This is a genomic window from Streptomyces sp. NPDC127038 (genome assembly GCF_042725875.1).
Taxonomy (GTDB): Bacteria; Actinomycetota; Actinomycetes; order Streptomycetales; family Streptomycetaceae; genus Streptomyces.
Window position 1 is genome coordinate 34,938 of record NZ_JBHXDQ010000014.1, and the last position, 16,784, is coordinate 51,721.

The 16,784-nt window shown below is 71.4% G+C and carries 15 protein-coding genes and 1 pseudogene; 11 read left to right on the plus strand and 5 right to left on the minus strand.

The window, feature by feature from the left end:
- Positions 1–125 precede the first annotated feature (125 nt).
- Both ACFWI4_RS13450 and ACFWI4_RS13455 read left to right on the plus strand, forming a co-directional pair.
- Positions 126–482, plus strand: coding sequence for a YciI family protein (locus ACFWI4_RS13450; RefSeq protein WP_339130971.1), 357 nt, complete (start codon positions 126–128; stop codon positions 480–482).
- A 44-nt stretch (positions 483–526) separates the two neighbouring features.
- On the plus strand, positions 527–1,810 hold the full coding sequence (locus ACFWI4_RS13455) for an RNA polymerase sigma factor (RefSeq protein WP_387194759.1): 1,284 nt from the start codon (positions 527–529) through the stop codon (positions 1,808–1,810).
- Between the two features lie 162 nt (positions 1,811–1,972).
- Here ACFWI4_RS13455 and ACFWI4_RS13460 read toward each other — a convergent pair whose 3' ends face one another.
- The gene (locus ACFWI4_RS13460; RefSeq protein ID WP_387194762.1) at positions 1,973–3,196 is read right to left on the minus strand and encodes a methyltransferase domain-containing protein; all 1,224 of its coding nucleotides are present in this window, start codon (positions 3,194–3,196) and stop codon (positions 1,973–1,975) included.
- Positions 3,197–3,286: 90 nt separating this feature from the next.
- On the opposite strand from ACFWI4_RS13460, the gene ACFWI4_RS13465 reads away from it, so the two are divergent.
- The 4 genes from ACFWI4_RS13465 to groL all read left to right on the plus strand — a co-directional run bounded on the left by ACFWI4_RS13465 (position 3,287) and on the right by groL (position 7,501).
- On the plus strand, positions 3,287–4,246 hold the full coding sequence (locus tag ACFWI4_RS13465) for a polysaccharide deacetylase family protein (RefSeq protein WP_387194765.1): 960 nt from the start codon (positions 3,287–3,289) through the stop codon (positions 4,244–4,246).
- A 14-nt stretch (positions 4,247–4,260) separates the two neighbouring features.
- Positions 4,261–5,031 carry a polysaccharide deacetylase family protein gene (locus ACFWI4_RS13470; protein WP_387194768.1) on the plus strand — a complete coding sequence of 257 codons (771 nt, stop codon included), beginning with the start codon at positions 4,261–4,263 and terminating at the stop codon, positions 5,029–5,031.
- Between the two features lie 382 nt (positions 5,032–5,413).
- Complete coding sequence (groES, locus tag ACFWI4_RS13475; RefSeq protein ID WP_266761820.1) at positions 5,414–5,722, plus strand: co-chaperone GroES; 309 nt, start codon at positions 5,414–5,416, stop codon at positions 5,720–5,722.
- A 153-nt stretch (positions 5,723–5,875) separates the two neighbouring features.
- A complete protein-coding gene (gene groL / locus ACFWI4_RS13480; protein ID WP_385404941.1) occupies positions 5,876–7,501 on the plus strand; it encodes a chaperonin GroEL in 1,626 nt (541 codons plus the stop codon).
- Positions 7,502–7,673: 172 nt separating this feature from the next.
- Here the strand turns inward: groL and ACFWI4_RS13485 are convergent.
- The 3 genes and pseudogenes from ACFWI4_RS13485 to ACFWI4_RS13495 all read right to left on the minus strand — a co-directional run.
- Positions 7,674–7,967 (minus strand): annotated as a pseudogene (locus tag ACFWI4_RS13485) (ester cyclase); the annotation flags it as partial.
- 113 nt (positions 7,968–8,080) lie between these two features.
- Entirely contained in the window at positions 8,081–8,854 is a 774-nt protein-coding gene (locus tag ACFWI4_RS13490; RefSeq protein WP_387194772.1) for an SDR family NAD(P)-dependent oxidoreductase, read from the minus strand.
- 214 nt (positions 8,855–9,068) lie between these two features.
- A complete protein-coding gene (locus ACFWI4_RS13495; RefSeq protein WP_387194775.1) occupies positions 9,069–9,737 on the minus strand; it encodes an MOSC domain-containing protein in 669 nt (222 codons plus the stop codon).
- 80 nt (positions 9,738–9,817) lie between these two features.
- Between ACFWI4_RS13495 and ACFWI4_RS13500 the strand changes: the two genes are divergently transcribed.
- Complete coding sequence (locus tag ACFWI4_RS13500) at positions 9,818–10,714, plus strand: LysR family transcriptional regulator (RefSeq protein WP_387194778.1); 897 nt, start codon at positions 9,818–9,820, stop codon at positions 10,712–10,714.
- 348 nt (positions 10,715–11,062) lie between these two features.
- Here ACFWI4_RS13500 and ACFWI4_RS13505 read toward each other — a convergent pair whose 3' ends face one another.
- On the minus strand, positions 11,063–11,392 hold the full coding sequence (locus ACFWI4_RS13505) for a WhiB family transcriptional regulator (protein WP_037626848.1): 330 nt from the start codon (positions 11,390–11,392) through the stop codon (positions 11,063–11,065).
- 389 nt (positions 11,393–11,781) lie between these two features.
- Between ACFWI4_RS13505 and ACFWI4_RS13510 the strand changes: the two genes are divergently transcribed.
- The 4 genes from ACFWI4_RS13510 to ACFWI4_RS13525 all read left to right on the plus strand — a co-directional run bounded on the left by ACFWI4_RS13510 (position 11,782) and on the right by ACFWI4_RS13525 (position 16,749).
- Entirely contained in the window at positions 11,782–12,393 is a 612-nt protein-coding gene (locus ACFWI4_RS13510; protein WP_003948568.1) for a response regulator transcription factor, read from the plus strand.
- 432 nt (positions 12,394–12,825) lie between these two features.
- Entirely contained in the window at positions 12,826–13,401 is a 576-nt protein-coding gene (locus ACFWI4_RS13515; RefSeq protein WP_385404961.1) for a sigma-70 family RNA polymerase sigma factor, read from the plus strand.
- A gap of 576 nt (positions 13,402–13,977) precedes the next feature.
- Positions 13,978–15,486 (plus strand): IMP dehydrogenase, encoded by a 1,509-nt coding sequence (guaB, locus tag ACFWI4_RS13520; RefSeq protein ID WP_387194782.1) that lies wholly within the window; start codon positions 13,978–13,980, stop codon positions 15,484–15,486.
- A 138-nt stretch (positions 15,487–15,624) separates the two neighbouring features.
- Positions 15,625–16,749, plus strand: a complete 1,125-nt coding sequence (locus ACFWI4_RS13525) for a GuaB3 family IMP dehydrogenase-related protein (RefSeq protein WP_385404967.1) — start codon at positions 15,625–15,627, stop codon at positions 16,747–16,749.
- Positions 16,750–16,784: the final 35 nt, after the last annotated feature.

Consider the following 16,784-nt stretch of genomic DNA (forward strand, 5'->3'; position numbering starts at 1 on the left):
CGAAAGAAATCCGAAGAGATCCGGGGAGGGTGTCGAAACCGGTGTCCGTCGTTCGACGCACAGGTGAGAGGCGGGAAGAAGCCCGCCTCCGGGATACCGAAGACACCCAGACACGAGGAGTCACCATGCCCCGCTACCTCTCCCTCGTCCAGATCGACGAGCGCACCGCGCCCGCCGAAGGCCCCAGCCCCGAGCTGATGCAGCGGATGGGCGAGCTCATCGAGGAGATCACCAAGGCCGGCGTCATGCTGGAGACCGAGGGTCTGACGCCCAGCGCGCAGGGCAAGCGCGTCCACTACTCGGGCGGCGAGCTGTCCGTCACCGACGGCCCCTTCACGGAGTCCAAGGAGGTCGTCGGCGGCTACGCGATCATGCAGTGCAAGGACATGGCCGAGGCCGTGGAGTGGACCAAGCGGTTCCTGAAGGTGCACGAGGAGCACTGGACGGTCACCTGCGAGGTGCGGGAGATCGCCGGGGGCTGACCGCTCCTTGGCCGGACGCCGCCGTGGGTGTCTCATGGTGGGTTGTGGAACAGCACCCCGCACCGGCACCCGCCGGCGGCGTCGGCACCGCCGTCGAGACCATCTTCCGTATCGAGTCCCCCCGCATCATCGCGGGCGTGGCCCGGATCGTCCGTGACGTCGGCATCGCCGAGGAACTCGCGCAGGACGCCCTGGTCGCCGCGCTGGAGCAGTGGCCGCGCGACGGTGTCCCGGACAACCCGGGCGCCTGGCTGACGGCCACGGCCAAGCACCGGGCGATCGACCTCGTACGCCGCCGTGAGCGCTACGCGCGCAAGCTGGAGGAGGTCGGGCGGGACCTCTCGCTCGCCGCGCCGCACCACCTCGACGAACCCTCCGACCCGGACGACATCGACGACGACCTGCTCCGCCTGGTCTTCACCGCCTGCCACCCCGTCCTGTCCGCCGAGGCCCGCATCGCGCTGACGCTGCGGCTCCTCGGCGGTCTGACGACGTCCGAGATCGCCCGCGCGTTCCTGGTCCCGGAGGCCACGGTCGCCCAGCGCATCGTGCGGGCCAAGCGGACGCTGGCGGCGAAGGGGGTCGCCTTCGAGGTCCCCTACGGACCCGAGCGCGAGGCCCGGCTCGGGTCCGTCCTCGAGGTCATCTACCTGGTCTTCAACGAGGGGTACGCGGCCACCGCGGGCGACGACCTGCTGCGGCCCGCGCTGTGCGAGGACGCGCTGCGGCTGGCCCGGGTGCTCGCCGAGCTGATGCCCAAGGAGAGCGAGGTGCACGCCCTCGCCGCGCTGCTGGAGCTCCAGGAGTCCCGCTCGGCCGCCCGCACCGGGCCCGGCGGCGAACCCGTCCTGCTCAAGGACCAGCAGCGGCGCCGCTGGAACCGCATGCTCATCCGCCGCGGCTACACCGCGCTGAGCCGCGCCAACTCCGTCGCGACGGGCAGCCCGGGACCGTACGCCCTCCAGGCCGCCATCGCCGCCTGCCACGCCCAGGCCTTCGCCTACGAGGACACCGACTGGCAGCGGATCGCCGTCCTGTACGGCCTGCTGGCGGCCAGGTCCCCGTCCCCCGTGGTCGAGCTGAACCGCGCCGTGGCCGTCTCGATGGCCGAGGGCCCGGAACCCGCGCTCGCCATCGTCGACCGCCTCGCGTCCGAACCCGCGCTCCGGGACTACCACTTGCTGCCCAGCGTGCGGGGGGACCTGCTCGACCGGCTGGGAAGGACGGCCGAGGCACGGGCGGAGTTCCGGCGCGCCGCCTCACTGGCCCGCAACGAGCGGGAGCGGGAGCTACTGGAGACGAGGGCGCGTGACCTGCCGGAGCCTTGAGGCTCCCGCGCGGTGACCGGCTGCACGCTCAGGGGGTCCGCGGGAATCTCTCGCTACTCGACCTCACGCGGAGCAGCACCTTCGCGCCGCGTACGGACGGCGGTCAGGCCGCGACGGTCGTGAGGTCGGGCCCCGTCGGCGCCGAGCCGAACCCGGCGCCCCTCAGGACGGTCCACCGGCGGCAGCCGGCGCCGCGGTGTCCTGTGCCGCGGCGGCCGGAGTCGCGGGTGCCCCCACCAGCATGGTCGGGGCCCCCGCCACCCGGGTCAGGAACACCGTCGCGGAGTTCGGGCCCTGCGGCTTCACCTTGCGCCGCAGTTCCTCGGGCTCGACCGCCGACCCGCGCTTCTTCACGGTCAGCACGCCGACCTCACGCTCCCGCAGCAGCGCCTTCAGCTTCTTGACGTTGAACGGCAGCCGATCGGTGATCTCGTACGCGGTGGCGTACGGCGTCGGGCGCAGCGCGTCCGCCGTGACGTAGGCGATCGTCTCGTCGACGAGCCCGCCGTCCAGGTCCTCGGCCACCTCGGCGACCAGGTGCGCGCGGATGACGGCGCCGTCCGGCTCGTACAGATAGCGTCCGACCGGTCTGACCGCCGGATCCGGCAGGCCGCGGCCGCGCAGCGCGCGCGGGCCGGGCAGCAGGGTGGCGCGCACCAGGCCGGGCTCCGTGCCGAACCAGAGCACCGCCTCCTTCACGTCCCCGCCGTCCGAGATCCACTCGGCCTCCGCCTCGGCCGGGACCGCCTCGTGCGGGACGCCGGGGGCGATCTTCAGCGCGGCGAGCGGCGCCTTCCGTGCCGCCGCGACCGCCCAGGACAGCGGCGGTGAGTACGCCTCCGGGTCGAAGATCCGGCCCCGGCCGCCCCGGCGCGCGGGGTCCACGAAGACGGCGTCGTACGAGGCGGTGTCCACCTCGGTCACATCGCTCTCGCGCACCTCGATTAGCTCCGCGAGTCCCAGCGCGTCGGCGTTCGCGCGGGCGGCGGCGGCCGTCAGCGGGTCACGGTCGACGGCCAGGACGCGGATCCCGGCGCGGGCCAGCGCGATGGCGTCGCCGCCGATGCCGCAGCACAGGTCGGCCACGGAGCGGACCCCCAGCGCGCGCAGCCGCTCGGCGCGGTACGAGGCCACGGTCGTACGGGTCGACTGCTCGACCCCGTTCGGGGTGAAGAACATCCGTCCGGCGTCCTCGGCGCCGAACTTCGCCACCGCCCGCTGCCGCAGCCGGGCCTGTCCGAGCGCCGCCGAGACGAGATCGGCCGGGTGGTCGCGGCGCAGCCGCGTGGCGACGGCCAGTTCCTGTGCCGGTTCGGTGGCGCGGACCTCGTCGAGCAGGGCGCGGCCCTCGGCGGTGAGGAGGGGGGCGAAGGAGGCGTCGTTCACCCGGCCATTGTGGGCCAGTCGGTGGACGGCGCGCTTCCGGCGGCGGTGTCGGGGCCGCTGCGGGGCGCTGAGCTGGGAGGATCCGGCTCCATGCGACCCGTACGACAAAATTACAAAACCGGCGCAAACGGGGCTGGTGCGCGCTGGGGAGTCGGCGCGCTCGCCCTCGCCCTGCTCGTCTCAGGCTGCGCCGGGGCCGGCACGGCCTCCGCCCCCGGAGCCGGTGGCGCCGAGCCGGCCCACGGCCCCGCCCACGCCCGGGGGGCCGCGCTCCCCGCGGGCCCGGCCCGCGCCCTCGCCGCGTACGCCGACCGCCTCCGCCGGGACCAGGCCCGGCGCGCCGCCGTCGCGAAACGCTGGGGACTGACCGCGGTGCCCCTGACACCCCCCGCGCCGCCCGCCAGGAAACCGCGCATCGCGGCACGCAAGGGCTTCGAGGTCGACGACCAGAGGGAACTGGGACTGCCCCCGGTCTTCACCACCGTCCCCACCAAGGACAAGGTCGTCTTCCTCACCGTCGACGACGGCTCCGAGAAGGACCCCGCCTTCCTGCGGATGATGAGCGACCTGAAGATCCCGTACACCGCGTTCCTCAGCGACTTCCTCGTCAAGGACGACTACGGGTACTTCCGGCGGATGCGCGACCGCGGCATCACCCTCAACAACCACACCCTGCACCACCCTTATCTGCCCGCCCTCTCCTACGAGCAGCAGAAGCACGAGATCTGCGGCATGCAGGACGTGATGCAGAAGGAGTTCGGCAGGCGCCCGACCGTCTTCCGCCCGCCGTACGGCAACTACGACCAGGACACCCTGCGCGCCGCCAAGTCCTGCGGCATCCGGTACGCGCCGATCTGGAACGAGGAGGTCTTCGTCGACCACTGGGAGTACCGCGAGGAGGACCAGGACCTGCACCCCGGCGACATCGTCCTCACCCACTTCCAGGGCCGCGAGGAGTGGAACGGCACCATGCCCGACATGGTCCGCCGCTTCCTGAAGACCGTCACGGCCAAGGGATACGCGGTCGCGCGCCTGGAGGACTACCTGTGAGGGTGAGGGCGCGGATGCGGATGCGGGTGCCGGCGAGGGTCCGGGTCCCGGTCGCCGGACTGCTCGTGGCGGCGCTGCTCGGCGGCTGCGCGCAGTCCGTCGACCCCATCGAACGGCTGGGCAAGAAGGCCGCCCAGCGGGTGCACCCGACGCAGTCGGCGTACCGCCGCTGGGGGCTCGCCAGCCCGCTCGCCCCGGCCCCCGCGGTGTCCGTCCGGACCACCGCCCGCACCGCGGACACCGGACTGCCGCCCGTCGTGAACCAGGTCCGCACCCGCGACAAGGTGGTCTTCCTGACGTACGACGACGGCGCCGAGCGCGATCCGCGGTTCGCCGACATGGTCCGCGAACTGCGCCTGCCGGTCAGCATGTTCCTCACGGACCGGGTCGCAGGACCCGGCTACGGGCACTTCGCCCGGCTGCGCGCCGTCGGGGCGAGCGTCCAGAACCACACCCTCGACCACGCCGTCCTGGCCGGTCTGCCCTACGCCGGGCAGCGCGCCGAGATCTGCGGGCAGCAGGACAAGCTGACGCGGCGCTTCGGCGTCCGGCCCCGGCTGCTGCGGCCCCCCTACGGCCGGTACGACGACACGACCCTGCGCGCCGCCGCCGACTGCGGGGTCGCCGCGATCGTCCTCGGCAGAACGGCCGACGCGCACCGCCTGCGGCCCGGCGACATCCTCTCCGGCCCAGGCGAACCCGGAGTCACGGACGCCACCCTGCGGCTGCTCCGGCGGATCCAGCGGGAGGGCTTCACCCTGGCGCGGCTGGAGAACTACCTCTAGAGGTCGCCGGACGAGGAGAAGCACCAGCAGGGGCCCGCCGGGGGAGCGGGGCGGGGCGGCGCGCCTGCCGGTCCTTCAGGGGCCGCGGGGGCCGGTTCTCCAGGGGGCCGTGGGGGCCGGTGCGGTGCCTGCCGGTTCTCCGGGGGGTCTGCCGGCGAGACGCCCATTCGGCGTGATCCGGCACCTTCCCGCCCACGCCACGCCGACGCCTTTGGCACTCCGCTTGACCGAGTGCTAATCGCAGTCATAGTCTCAGGCCTGGCACTCCCCCCTGGAGAGTGCCAGTAGCGACGGGCAGGTCCGGCACCCGCGACGACGGATCGACCTGGTCGCCACCTCAGACAGTTAACCCCGTGAGATCTCCGAAGGGGGAGGTCGGATCGTGACGACCACCAGCTCCAAGGTTGCCATCAAGCCGCTCGAGGACCGCATCGTGGTCCAGCCGCTCGACGCCGAGCAGACCACGGCCTCCGGCCTGGTCATCCCGGACACCGCCAAGGAGAAGCCCCAGGAGGGCGTCGTCCTGGCCGTGGGCCCGGGCCGCATCGAGGACGGCAAGCGTGTCGAGCTCGACGTCGCCGTCGGCGACATCGTCCTCTACAGCAAGTACGGCGGCACCGAGGTGAAGTACAACGGCGAGGAGTACCTCGTCCTCTCGGCTCGCGACGTTCTCGCGATCATCGAGAAGTAATTCACCTGGTAAGGGAGTCCGGGGCTGGTCCCCGGGCGACCCCGCACCAAGCATTGCAGTGAACCACGCCCCTGGCACCCGCGATCATTCCAGCGCCGGGCGCCGGGGGCGCGGTTCGTTCTCCATATTTTCCGAGAGGGCTGAACCGCTTCCATGGCGAAGATCCTGAAGTTCGACGAGGACGCCCGTCGCGCCCTTGAGCGCGGCGTCAACAAGCTTGCCGACACGGTGAAGGTGACGATCGGCCCCAAGGGCCGCAACGTCGTCATCGACAAGAAGTTCGGCGCTCCCACCATCACCAACGACGGTGTGACCATCGCCCGTGAGGTCGAGGTCGAGGACCCGTTCGAGAACCTCGGCGCGCAGCTGGTGAAGGAGGTGGCGACCAAGACCAACGACATCGCGGGTGACGGTACGACCACCGCCACCGTGCTCGCCCAGGCGCTCGTGCGCGAGGGCCTGCGCAACGTCGCCGCCGGCGCGTCGCCCGCCCTGCTGAAGAAGGGCATCGACGCCGCGGTCAAGGCCGTCTCCGAGGAGCTCCTCGCGACGGCCCGCCCGATCGACGACAAGTCCGACATCGCCGCCGTGGCCGGGCTCTCCGCCCAGGACAGCCAGGTCGGCGAGCTCATCGCCGAGGCGATGGACAAGGTCGGCAAGGACGGTGTCATCACCGTCGAGGAGTCCAACACCTTCGGTCTGGAGCTGGACTTCACCGAGGGCATGGCCTTCGACAAGGGCTACCTGTCCCCGTACATGGTGTCCGACCAGGAGCGTATGGAGGCCGTCCTCGACGACCCGTACATCCTCATCCACCAGGGCAAGATCAGCTCCATCCAGGACCTGCTGCCGCTGCTGGAGAAGGTCATCCAGTCGAACGCCTCCAAGCCGCTGCTGATCATCGCCGAGGACGTCGAGGGCGAGGCCCTGTCGACCCTGGTCGTGAACAAGATCCGCGGCACGTTCAACGCCGTCGCGGTGAAGGCCCCCGGCTTCGGTGACCGCCGCAAGGCCATGCTCGGCGACATCGCCACCCTCACCGGTGGTCAGGTCATCGCCGAGGAGGTCGGCCTCAAGCTCGACCAGATCGGTCTGGACGTGCTCGGCAGCGCCCGCCGCGTGACCGTCACCAAGGACGACACCACGATCGTCGACGGTGCCGGCAGCAGCGACGAGGTCGCCGGCCGCGTCAACCAGATCAAGGCCGAGATCGAGAACACCGACTCCGACTGGGACCGCGAGAAGCTCCAGGAGCGCCTCGCGAAGCTCGCCGGCGGCGTGTGCGTGATCAAGGTCGGCGCCGCCACCGAGGTGGAGCTCAAGGAGAAGAAGCACCGTCTGGAGGACGCCATCTCCGCGACCCGCGCCGCGGTCGAGGAGGGCATCGTCTCCGGTGGTGGCTCCGCGCTCGTCCACGCCGTCAAGGTCCTCGAGGGCAACCTCGGCAAGACCGGCGACGAGGCCACGGGTGTCGCGGTCGTCCGCCGCGCCGCCGTCGAGCCGCTGCGCTGGATCGCCGAGAACTCCGGCCTCGAGGGCTACGTCATCACCTCGAAGGTCGCCGAGCTCGACAAGGGCCAGGGCTTCAACGCCGCCACCGGCGAGTACGGCGACCTGGTCAAGGCCGGCGTCATCGACCCGGTCAAGGTCACCCGCTCCGCCCTGGAGAACGCCGCCTCCATCGCCTCCCTGCTCCTGACGACCGAGACCCTGGTCGTCGAGAAGCCGGCCGAGGACGAGGGCGACGCCGGCCACGGCGGCCACGGCCACTCCCACTGACGTCCGACGTCATGAACGCCGGCACACCCGCACGGGTGTGACGACGTGACGAGGTCCCCGTTCCGACAGGAGCGGGGACCTCGTGCGTTCTGTCCCACGGTCCCCGGCACCCGGGGCCGAGCCGCGCGGCGGGCCGGCCCGGGCGCGCGGCCCGGACCGGCTCCCGTCCTCAGAGGCGGTCGTCGCGCACCACGTCCAGGTCCGTGAAGGTCGGCATCCCGTCGCAGAGCGCCACCATCTCCTGGAAGATCTGCTCCGTCTCCGGCATCTTCGAGTTCTTCATCGCTTCCTCGTACGACGGGAACTCCACGATCTCCACGAAGTGGTTCGCGTCGGAGCGGTCCATGCCGACGACGCCGCGCGTCGCGGTCCGTTTCCCGTTGGTCTTCTCGACCCAGGTGTCCATCAGCCGGTTCATCTCGTCGAACCGACTGGTCCTGCCGTCAATCAGCTGTACGAAAGTCATGGCGCCGCCTCCGGCTCTCACTCCGGTCGAAACACCCTCAATCCTCCCACCGGAGGGGCGGCACCACCCACCGCACGATCATCGCGAGCCCGGGCCCGGCCGCGCGCACCCGTTCACTGGGGCCCGTACTTGCGTCCCGTCTTCGACGAGATCCCGCCCAGCAGCGCGCGCGGGGTCACCTTCACCACGCCCATCAGCACCTTGTAGCGCGGATCCGGGACGGACAGGGTTCTTCCGCGCGCCAGATCGGCCAGCGCCGCCGCGACCAGCTTGTCGGCGTCGAGCCACATCCAGTTCGGGATGTTGTCCGTGCCCATGCCCGCCCGCTCGTGGAACTCGGTCCGCACGAAGCCCGGAGCCAGGGCCATCAGCCGCACCCCGCTGCCCGCGAGATCCTTCGCCGCGCCCTGGGTGAACTGCACGACCCAGGCCTTGGACGCCCCGTACGTACCGCGCGGCACGAACGCGGCCACCGACGCCACGTTGACGACACCGCCCCGGCCGCGCTCCCGCATCGCCTCGGCCGCCGCAGACGTCAGCCGGAGCACCGCCTCGCAGTGCACCTTGAGCATCTTCAGCTCGTCCGCCATCGACACGTCCAGATAGCGGCCCTTGTTGCCGAAGCCGGCGTTGTTGACCAGCAGGTCGACCGGGTTCCTGCGGTCGGACAGACGGGCGGCGACCTCCTCGATGCCCTCGTCCGTCGCCAGGTCCGCGGTGAGCACCTCCGCCTCGATGCCGTGCCGGTCGTGCAGCTCGGTCGCCTGCTCCAGCAGCCGCTTCGTGTCCCGCGCCACCAGCACGAGGTCGTGCCCGTCCGCCGCCAGCCGCCGCGCGAACGCGGCACCGATCCCCGCGGTCGATCCCGTAATCAGAGCCGTTGTCATGGCGTCAGGGTAGTGACCGGCCGGGGCCCGCGCCGCCCGGTGCCGTCGGCTGCCCACCCCGGTTCCGAGCACCTTCGCCGGTCGGCTTCCGGGGGCCTGGACGCGGGGTGCCCTCCGTGCGGGTGCCGCCGGTGGCACACCTGGTCGGGGTGCCACTCGTGCCGCGCCGCCGGGCCGTGCCGCTCGTGCCGAGCTCCCGGGGCCGTGGCCGCCGTCAGTCGCCGTACTTCGCCACGTACTCCCGCGCCGCCGCGAGCGACTCCGGGTGCAGCGCCTCGCCCGCCGCCAACAGCCGCGGCAGCAGCTTCCGTTCGGTCGTCGCGGCACGGAACTGGAGGGCGACGGTGACGTCATGGTCCGGCCGGTGCACGATCTCGACCGCGTCCCCGGCCCGTATCTCGCCGGACTCGATCACCCGCAGATACGCCCCCGGCGCGCCCCGGCCCGTGAACCGCCTGACCCAGCCCTTCTCGCCGAGGTGCTCCTGGAAGGTGCGGCAGGGGATCCGCCCGCTCGTGACCTCCAGGACGACGCCGGAACCCACCCGCCAGCGTTCGCCGATCAGCGCGCCGGACACGTCGAGCCCCAGCGTCGTGAGGTTCTCCCCGAACACGCCGTTCGGCAGCGGCCGGCCCAGCTCGCGCTCCCAGTCGTCCAGGTCCTCGCGCGCCACCGCGTACACCGCCTGGTCGTCACCGCCGTGATGCCGCAGATGACAGACCGCGTCCCCGGCGAGCCCGCTCCCAGCCGTCCCCTTGGGGCCCGGCGCCGTCACCCGGACCGGCCCGTCGACCGGACGCTTGTCGATGCCGGTCACGCCCTCCGGCTGGTCCGTGTACGCGACGGCCTGCGCCCGGCCCAGGTTCAGCGACAGAAGCTTCATGGGAACCACGCTAGGCGATCCGCCCCAAAGCGTCGACGTGATATTCGGCGCCGGACCCAAGATGCGCTTATGCTCGAAGAGTGATCGAGGCCCGACATCTCCGCGTCCTGCGCGCCGTCGCCACCACCGGATCCTTCTCGGCGGCGGGGCGCGAGCTGGGCTGCACCCAGCCTGCCGTCAGCCAGCAGATGAAGGCCCTGGAGTCGTCCGTGGGCACCCCGCTGCTGGTCAGGACCGGGCGCGAGATGCGTCTCACCCAGGCGGGTGAGGCCCTGGTCAAGCACGCGGCGAGCATCCTTTCCGGGCTCACGGCCGCGGAGGAGGAGGTCGCCGCCATCGCCGGGCTCCGCGCGGGCCGCGTCCGCCTGGTCTCCTTCCCCAGCGGCAGCTCCACCCTCGTCCCCACGGCCCTGGCCGCGCTGCGCGCCGCCCACCCGGGGACGCGCGTCTCCCTGGAGGAGGCCGAACCGCCCGAGTCCGTGGAGAAGCTCCGGGCCGGCGACTGCGACATCGCGCTCGCCTTCCGTTACGAAGGCGCTCCGGGTGTCGAGGAGTGGGACGACCTCGTCGTGCGGCCGCTGCTGATGGACCGTCTGGTCGGCCTGGTGCCCGAGGGGCATCCGCTCGCCCGCTCGCGGTCCGTCGCGATCGGCGAGTTCGCCGATGAGTCGTGGATCGCGGGCTGCCCGCGCTGCCGCGGCCAGCTCGTCGAGGTCTGCCGCGGTGCCGGGTTCGAGCCCCGGATCGACTTCGCCACCGACGACTACCCGGCGGTGGTCGGGCTCGTGGGCGCGGGACTCGGCGTCGCCGTCCTTCCGGAGCTCGCGATCGAGTCCGTACGGCCGAAGGGGGCGCGGACCGTGACGGTGGAGCCCGCGGTGCGCCGCGAGATCGTCGCCCTCACCCTCCCCGACCTCGCCGAGGTTCCGGCGGTGGCCGCGACGCTGGAACGGCTGGCACGGGCGGCGGCCCGCTAGCGCCCCATCCGCGAGCGCCCCATCAGCGAGCGCTTCCTCCGCGTGCACTCACCCGTGGCAGGCCCGTGTGTACCTCATCCACGGCGGACCCGCGTGCACCTCAGCCGCAGCAGGCCCGTGTGCACCTCATCCACGGCGGACCCGCGTGCACCTCAGCCGCAGTAGGCCCGTACACACCTCACCCGCGGTGGGCCCGCGTGCACCTCACCCGCAGCGCGCCCGCGTGCACCTCATCTGCGGGAAGCCCGCGTGCGCCTCACCTGCGGGAGGCCCGCCGGCACCCCACCCGCGGCAGGGCCGGACACTCCCGCGCGGACCGGTGCTCACCCAGTTGGCAGAAACGTTCCTTCAGTTGTTCGAGGCGGAAGTGTTTCCTGTGGCCGCCGCCGAGACCAGTCGGTTGCGTGCCCGTCCCATGAGCTCTTCGCGCTCGTCCTCGGTCAGCCCGCCCCACACGCCGTACGGTTCGCGCACCGCCAGCGCGTGTGCAGCGCATTCCGCGCGCACCGGGCATCTCATGCAGACCTCTTTGGCCGAGTTCTCACGAGCGCTCCGTGCCGCACCACGCTCGCCCTCCGGGTGGAAGAAGAGCGAGCTGTCGACCCCTCGGCAAGCCGCGAGGAGCTGCCAGTCCCAGAGGTCCGCGTTCGGACCGGGAAGGCGAGAGAAATCTGCCATTGCGTGTCCCCTTGTTGCCGTTCCGGGCTGCTCTGTGCCCACCGACCGTACATCTACGATCTAAGGAGATGAAAATATGACTCATTGCGAATCTAGCCTCAGACACCAGCAAATGGGAAGAAAACAGGCTAAATGGGGCATGGGTTGTGATGAAACGTTGAGGGTCGGCGCGCATGTCTGCACCGTGTTTGCGTCCTCACGTACAGTGCCGATGACGGCCGACTGCCCCGTAACTCTTTCGAGTGACCATCGTTGAGATGGCTGAGGCGGTTGAAGGAACAAGCGCTCGGGTAGGCGGTCATATCCGCCTGCGAGTGTCGACCGCACAGGTGACGATTCGTAACAGCCTGGAGGCTCAAGGTGACGCGCATCAGCTGCGGAGGACGGTCATGACATCCGTCCTCGTCTGCGACGACTCCCCGCTTGCCCGAGAGGCGCTCCGCCGCGCGGTCGCGACCGTGCCCGGCGTCGAGCGCGTGACGACGGCGGCCAACGGCGAGGAAGTCCTCCGCCGCTGGGGAGCCGACCGTTCGGATTTGATTCTGATGGACGTACGTATGCCCGGACTGGGCGGTGTGGAGACGGTCAGGCGACTGCTGTCCGCCGACCCCGGTGCGCGCATCATCATGCTCACCGTCGCCGAGGACCTGGACGGCGTGGCGCTGGCCGTCGCCGCCGGCGCCCGCGGCTATCTGCACAAGGACGCCTCGCGGGCCGAACTGCGCGCCACGGTGACGCAGGCGCTCGCCGACCCGACCTGGCGGCTCGCCCCGCGCAGACTGCGCTCGGCGGAGATGGGCGCCGCGCCCACGCTCACCGCGCGGGAGATCCAGGTGCTCGAAGGCATGAGCCACGGACGCTCGAACGCGGAGATCGGCCGTGAGCTGTTCCTCTCCGAGGACACGGTCAAGACCCACGCCCGGCGGCTCTTCAAGAAGCTCGGCGCCTCGGACCGGGCGCACGCGGTCGCGCTCGGATTCCGCTGGGGCCTGGTTCGCTGAGGAGTGTCCCGTGGTCCCCGAGGGATCGTCGCGCGGCGCCGGACGCGGTGCGCCGCCAGGCCGCGGGGCGTCCGCGCCCCGGGCGTTCCCGGGCGGTCGGGCGCCACGGCGAGGCACCCCGGCCGGCGTCGCGCGCCCGCCGGGAGTCACGCCGCGGGCCTTGGGCGGGCCGGTTCGCGGGTATGACAATGGTGGTCCCTGCCCGCCGTCCGGCGGGCGGGGCCGGGTCCTCACGGAGGGCCTCTTCGGTGTCCGATCCCCGTTTCCCGGCGGATGCCGCATCCTTGAGGTGTGGAGTTCCTTGGGGACAAGTCGGTCGAGCGGAAGGGGAGGGCGCAGGAGATGAGTTCCGGCGCACCTGCTCATAACGCTTCGGTGCACAACTATGGACGCGGTGCCACGGACAGGACGACGCCAAGGCACCATGGACCGATGCGCGAAGACGAGACGACGGGGATCGGTGCGCTCGTCCTTCGCGCGGTCGAGGGTGACGAACAGGCCACGCACGACCTGCTCGCCCACGTACACCCGCTCGCGCTGCGGTACTGCCGCGCCCGGCTGTCCCGGCTTCCCGGGGACGCCCGGCACTTCGTGGAGGACCTGGCGCAGGAGGTCTGTGTCGCGGTGCTCCTCGCGCTGCCGCGCTACAAGGACACCGGACGTCCCTTCGAGGCGTTCGTCTTCGCGATCGCAGCCCACAAGGTCGCCGACCTCCAGCGCGCCGCGATGCGTCATCCGGGGTCCACGGTCGTCCCGTCCGACGAGATGCCCGAGCGGCCCGACGACTCCCTGGGTCCAGAGGAGCGGGCGCTGCTCAGCAGCGACGCCGAATGGGCCAAGAAGCTCATGGCCAACCTGCCCGAGAACCAGCGTGAGCTGCTCCTTCTGCGGATCGCGGTGGGTCTGACGGCCGAGGAGACCGGCCAGATGCTGGGCATGTCCCCGGGTGCGGTCCGCGTGGCCCAGCACCGCGCGCTGAGCAGGCTGCGGGCCCTGGCGGAGCAGTGACCTCGCGCTGAGCAGGCTGCGGGCCGCGGCGGGCCGGTGATCCGGCGCCGAGCGGGCTGCCGCCCGTTCCGGGCCGAGCGGTGATCCGAGTGGAGCCGTGCTCTCGTACGGCCTCCTCAGCCGGCCGCGTCTCCCGGCCGAGCCGTGACCTCGCGTCGGACCGTGCCCTCGTACGCCTTCCGGTGAGGTGGTGTGGTTCTCGGCGCCACTCTTTCCGGTGATGCCTGTCACCCCGGCCCCGCCGCGTCGGGGTGTGCCGGGGCACCGGAGGCCTTCCCCTCCGCAAACCGCAGGCAAAAGGTGACGTACCCCGGCGGCGCCGGAACCGGTCCGTCCGGGTGGGGCCGTACGCGGTCGACCCCGGGAACGGGGCGCCGGCCGGCACCCCCGCCCACCCCGTTCCGTACGCCCGGACCAGGCCTTCGGCGCCCGTCCGGTCGCGGACCTGAACGGGGAAGGCCCTCATCCCGTACGAACATACGAAGCCGGTGCCCATCGGCAACCGTGGAATCAGAGAGCCACGCTTCCCGTTAGCATGGACATCCGCACCGATCAAGGCCATTTGGGGAAGGTGTCATGACTGCCAACGTCGACGGAGTGCCCGCCAAATTCGCGACACTCGGGCTGACCTACGACGACGTGCTGCTGCTGCCGGGCTCGTCGGACATGGCGCCCGACCAGATCGACACCGCCTCGCACATCTCGAAGAACGTCCGGGTCAACATCCCGCTGCTCTCCGCCGCCATGGACAAGGTCACCGAATCGCGCATGGCGATCGCGATGGCCCGTCAGGGCGGCGTCGGTGTTCTGCACCGCAACCTGTCCATCGAGGACCAGGCCAACCAGGTCGACCTGGTGAAGCGCTCCGAGTCCGGCATGGTCACCGACCCGATCACCGTGCGCCCGGACGCCACGCTCGTCGAGGCCGACGCGATCTGCGCCAAGTTCCGCATCTCCGGCGTGCCGGTGACCGACGGCGGCGGCAAGCTGCTCGGCATCGTCACCAACCGCGACATGGCCTTCGAGACCGACCGCTCGCAGCAGGTGCGCGATGTCATGACGCCGATGCCGCTGGTCACCGGCAAGGTCGGCATCTCCGGTCACGACGCGATGCAGCTGCTGCGCCGCCACAAGATCGAGAAGCTTCCGCTGGTCGACGACTCGGGCGTCCTCAAGGGCCTCATCACGGTCAAGGACTTCGTCAAGGCCGAGAAGTACCCGAACGCCGCCAAGGACTCCGAGGGGCGCCTGCTGGTCGGCGCGGCCGTCGGTGTCGCGGGTGACGCCTTCGAGCGCGCCCAGGCCCTGATCGAGGCCGGCGTCGACTTCATCGTCGTCGACACCGCGCACGGTCACTCCCGGCTGGTCGGCGACATGGTCGCCAAGATCAAGTCGAACTCCTCCGGCGTGGACGTCATCGGCGGCAACATCGCCACCCGTGACGGGGCGCAGGCCCTCATCGACGCGGGCGTCGACGGCATCAAGGTCGGCGTCGGCCCGGGCTCCATCTGCACCACCCGTGTGGTCGCCGGTATCGGCGTCCCCCAGGTCACGGCCATCTACGAGGCGTCCCTCGCCGCCAAGGCGGCCGGGGTCCCGGTCATCGGCGACGGCGGCCTCCAGTACTCGGGCGACATCGCCAAGGCCCTGGTCGCGGGCGCCGACACGGTGATGCTCGGCTCGCTGCTCGCGGGCTGCGAGGAGTCCCCGGGCGAGCTGCTCTTCATCAACGGCAAGCAGTTCAAGTCGTACCGCGGCATGGGCTCCCTGGGCGCCATGCAGTCCCGTGGCGAGCAGCGCTCCTTCTCCAAGGACCGCTACTTCCAGGAGGGCGTCGCCTCCGACGAGAAGCTCGTCCCCGAGGGCATCGAGGGCCAGGTGCCCTACCGCGGCCCGCTCTCCGCGGTCGTCCACCAGCTGGTCGGCGGTCTGCGCCAGTCGATGTTCTACGTCGGCGGCCGCACCGTGCCCGAGCTCCAGGAGCGCGGCCGGTTCGTCCGGATCACCTCGGCGGGCCTCAAGGAGAGCCACCCGCACGACATCCAGATGACGGTCGAGGCGCCGAACTACAGCCGCCTCAAGTAGTCACCCGTACACCTGAAAAGGCTTCCACGCGCGCGTGGAAGCCCGCCACGAGGGCGGCCCCGGAGGTTCCGGGGCCGCCCTCGTCGTGGGCGTCGGGGATACTGGGAGGCGCAGAAGCGAAGACGGAAAGGCCACAACGTGACTGAGATCGAGATCGGGCGCGGCAAGCGCGGCCGCCGGGCGTACGCCTTCGACGACATCGCCGTCGTCCCGAGCCGCCGTACGCGGGACCCGAAGGAGGTCTCGATCGCCTGGCAGATCGACGCGTACCGCTTCGAGCTGCCCTTCCTGGCCGCTCCCATGGACTCCATCGTCTCCCCGGCCACCGCGATCCGTATCGGTGAGCTCGGCGGCCTCGGCGTCCTGAACCTGGAAGGCCTCTGGACCCGGTACGACGACCCGCAGCCGCTGCTCGACGAGATCGCCGGGCTGGACTCGGAGAGCGCGACCCGCCGGCTCCAGGAGATCTACGCGGCTCCCATCAAGGAGGAGCTGATCGGGCAGCGCATCAAGGAGGTGCGCGACTCGGGAGTCGTCACCGCCGCCGCCCTGTCCCCGCAGCGCACGGCGCAGTTCTCCAAGGCCGTCGTCGACGCGGGCGTGGACATCTTCGTCATCCGCGGTACGACGGTGTCGGCCGAGCACGTCTCCGGTGCCGCCGAACCGCTGAACCTGAAGCAGTTCATCTACGAGCTCGACGTCCCGGTGATCGTCGGCGGCTGCGCCACGTACACCGCGGCCCTGCACCTGATGCGCACCGGCGCGGCCGGCGTGCTGGTCGGTTTCGGCGGCGGCGCCGCGCACACCACGCGCAACGTGCTGGGCATCCAGGTCCCGATGGCCACGGCCGTCGCGGACGTCGCCGCGGCCCGCCGCGACTACATGGACGAGTCCGGCGGCCGGTACGTGCACGTCATCGCCGACGGCGGTGTGGGCTGGTCCGGCGACCTCCCCAAGGCCATCGCCTGCGGTGCCGACTCGGTGATGATGGGCTCCCCGCTCGCGCGCGCCACCGACGCGCCCGGCCGCGGTCACCACTGGGGCATGGAGGCGGTGAACGAGGAGCTGCCGCGCGGCAAGAAGGTCGACCTCGGCACCGTCGGCACCATCGAGGAGATCCTCACCGGCCCGTCGCACATCCCGGACGGCTCGATGAACATCTTCGGCGCCCTGCGCCGCGCCATGGCCACCACCGGCTACAGCGAGCTCAAGGAGTTCCAGCGCGTCGAGGTGACGGTCGCGGACTCCCAGCACAAGCGCTAGCAGCACGGCTTCCACCGGCGTTCTCACGTCGTACG

Excerpts from the sequence above, each read along its gene's own strand:
- ACFWI4_RS13510 (WP_003948568.1), top strand. The coding sequence starts at position 11,782 with ATGACATCCGTCCTCGTCTGCGACGACTCCCCGCTTGCCCGAGAGGCG.
- ACFWI4_RS13490 (WP_387194772.1), bottom strand. The coding sequence starts at position 8,854 with ATGACAACGGCTCTGATTACGGGATCGACCGCGGGGATCGGTGCCGCG.
- ACFWI4_RS13505 (WP_037626848.1), bottom strand. The coding sequence starts at position 11,392 with ATGGCAGATTTCTCTCGCCTTCCCGGTCCGAACGCGGACCTCTGGGAC.
- guaB (WP_387194782.1), top strand. The coding sequence starts at position 13,978 with ATGACTGCCAACGTCGACGGAGTGCCCGCCAAATTCGCGACACTCGGG.
- ACFWI4_RS13495 (WP_387194775.1), bottom strand. The coding sequence starts at position 9,737 with ATGAAGCTTCTGTCGCTGAACCTGGGCCGGGCGCAGGCCGTCGCGTAC.
- groL (WP_385404941.1), top strand. The coding sequence starts at position 5,876 with ATGGCGAAGATCCTGAAGTTCGACGAGGACGCCCGTCGCGCCCTTGAG.
- ACFWI4_RS13450 (WP_339130971.1), top strand. The coding sequence starts at position 126 with ATGCCCCGCTACCTCTCCCTCGTCCAGATCGACGAGCGCACCGCGCCC.
- ACFWI4_RS13515 (WP_385404961.1), top strand. The coding sequence starts at position 12,826 with ATGCGCGAAGACGAGACGACGGGGATCGGTGCGCTCGTCCTTCGCGCG.
- ACFWI4_RS13465 (WP_387194765.1), top strand. The coding sequence starts at position 3,287 with ATGCGACCCGTACGACAAAATTACAAAACCGGCGCAAACGGGGCTGGT.
- ACFWI4_RS13470 (WP_387194768.1), top strand. The coding sequence starts at position 4,261 with ATGCGGATGCGGGTGCCGGCGAGGGTCCGGGTCCCGGTCGCCGGACTG.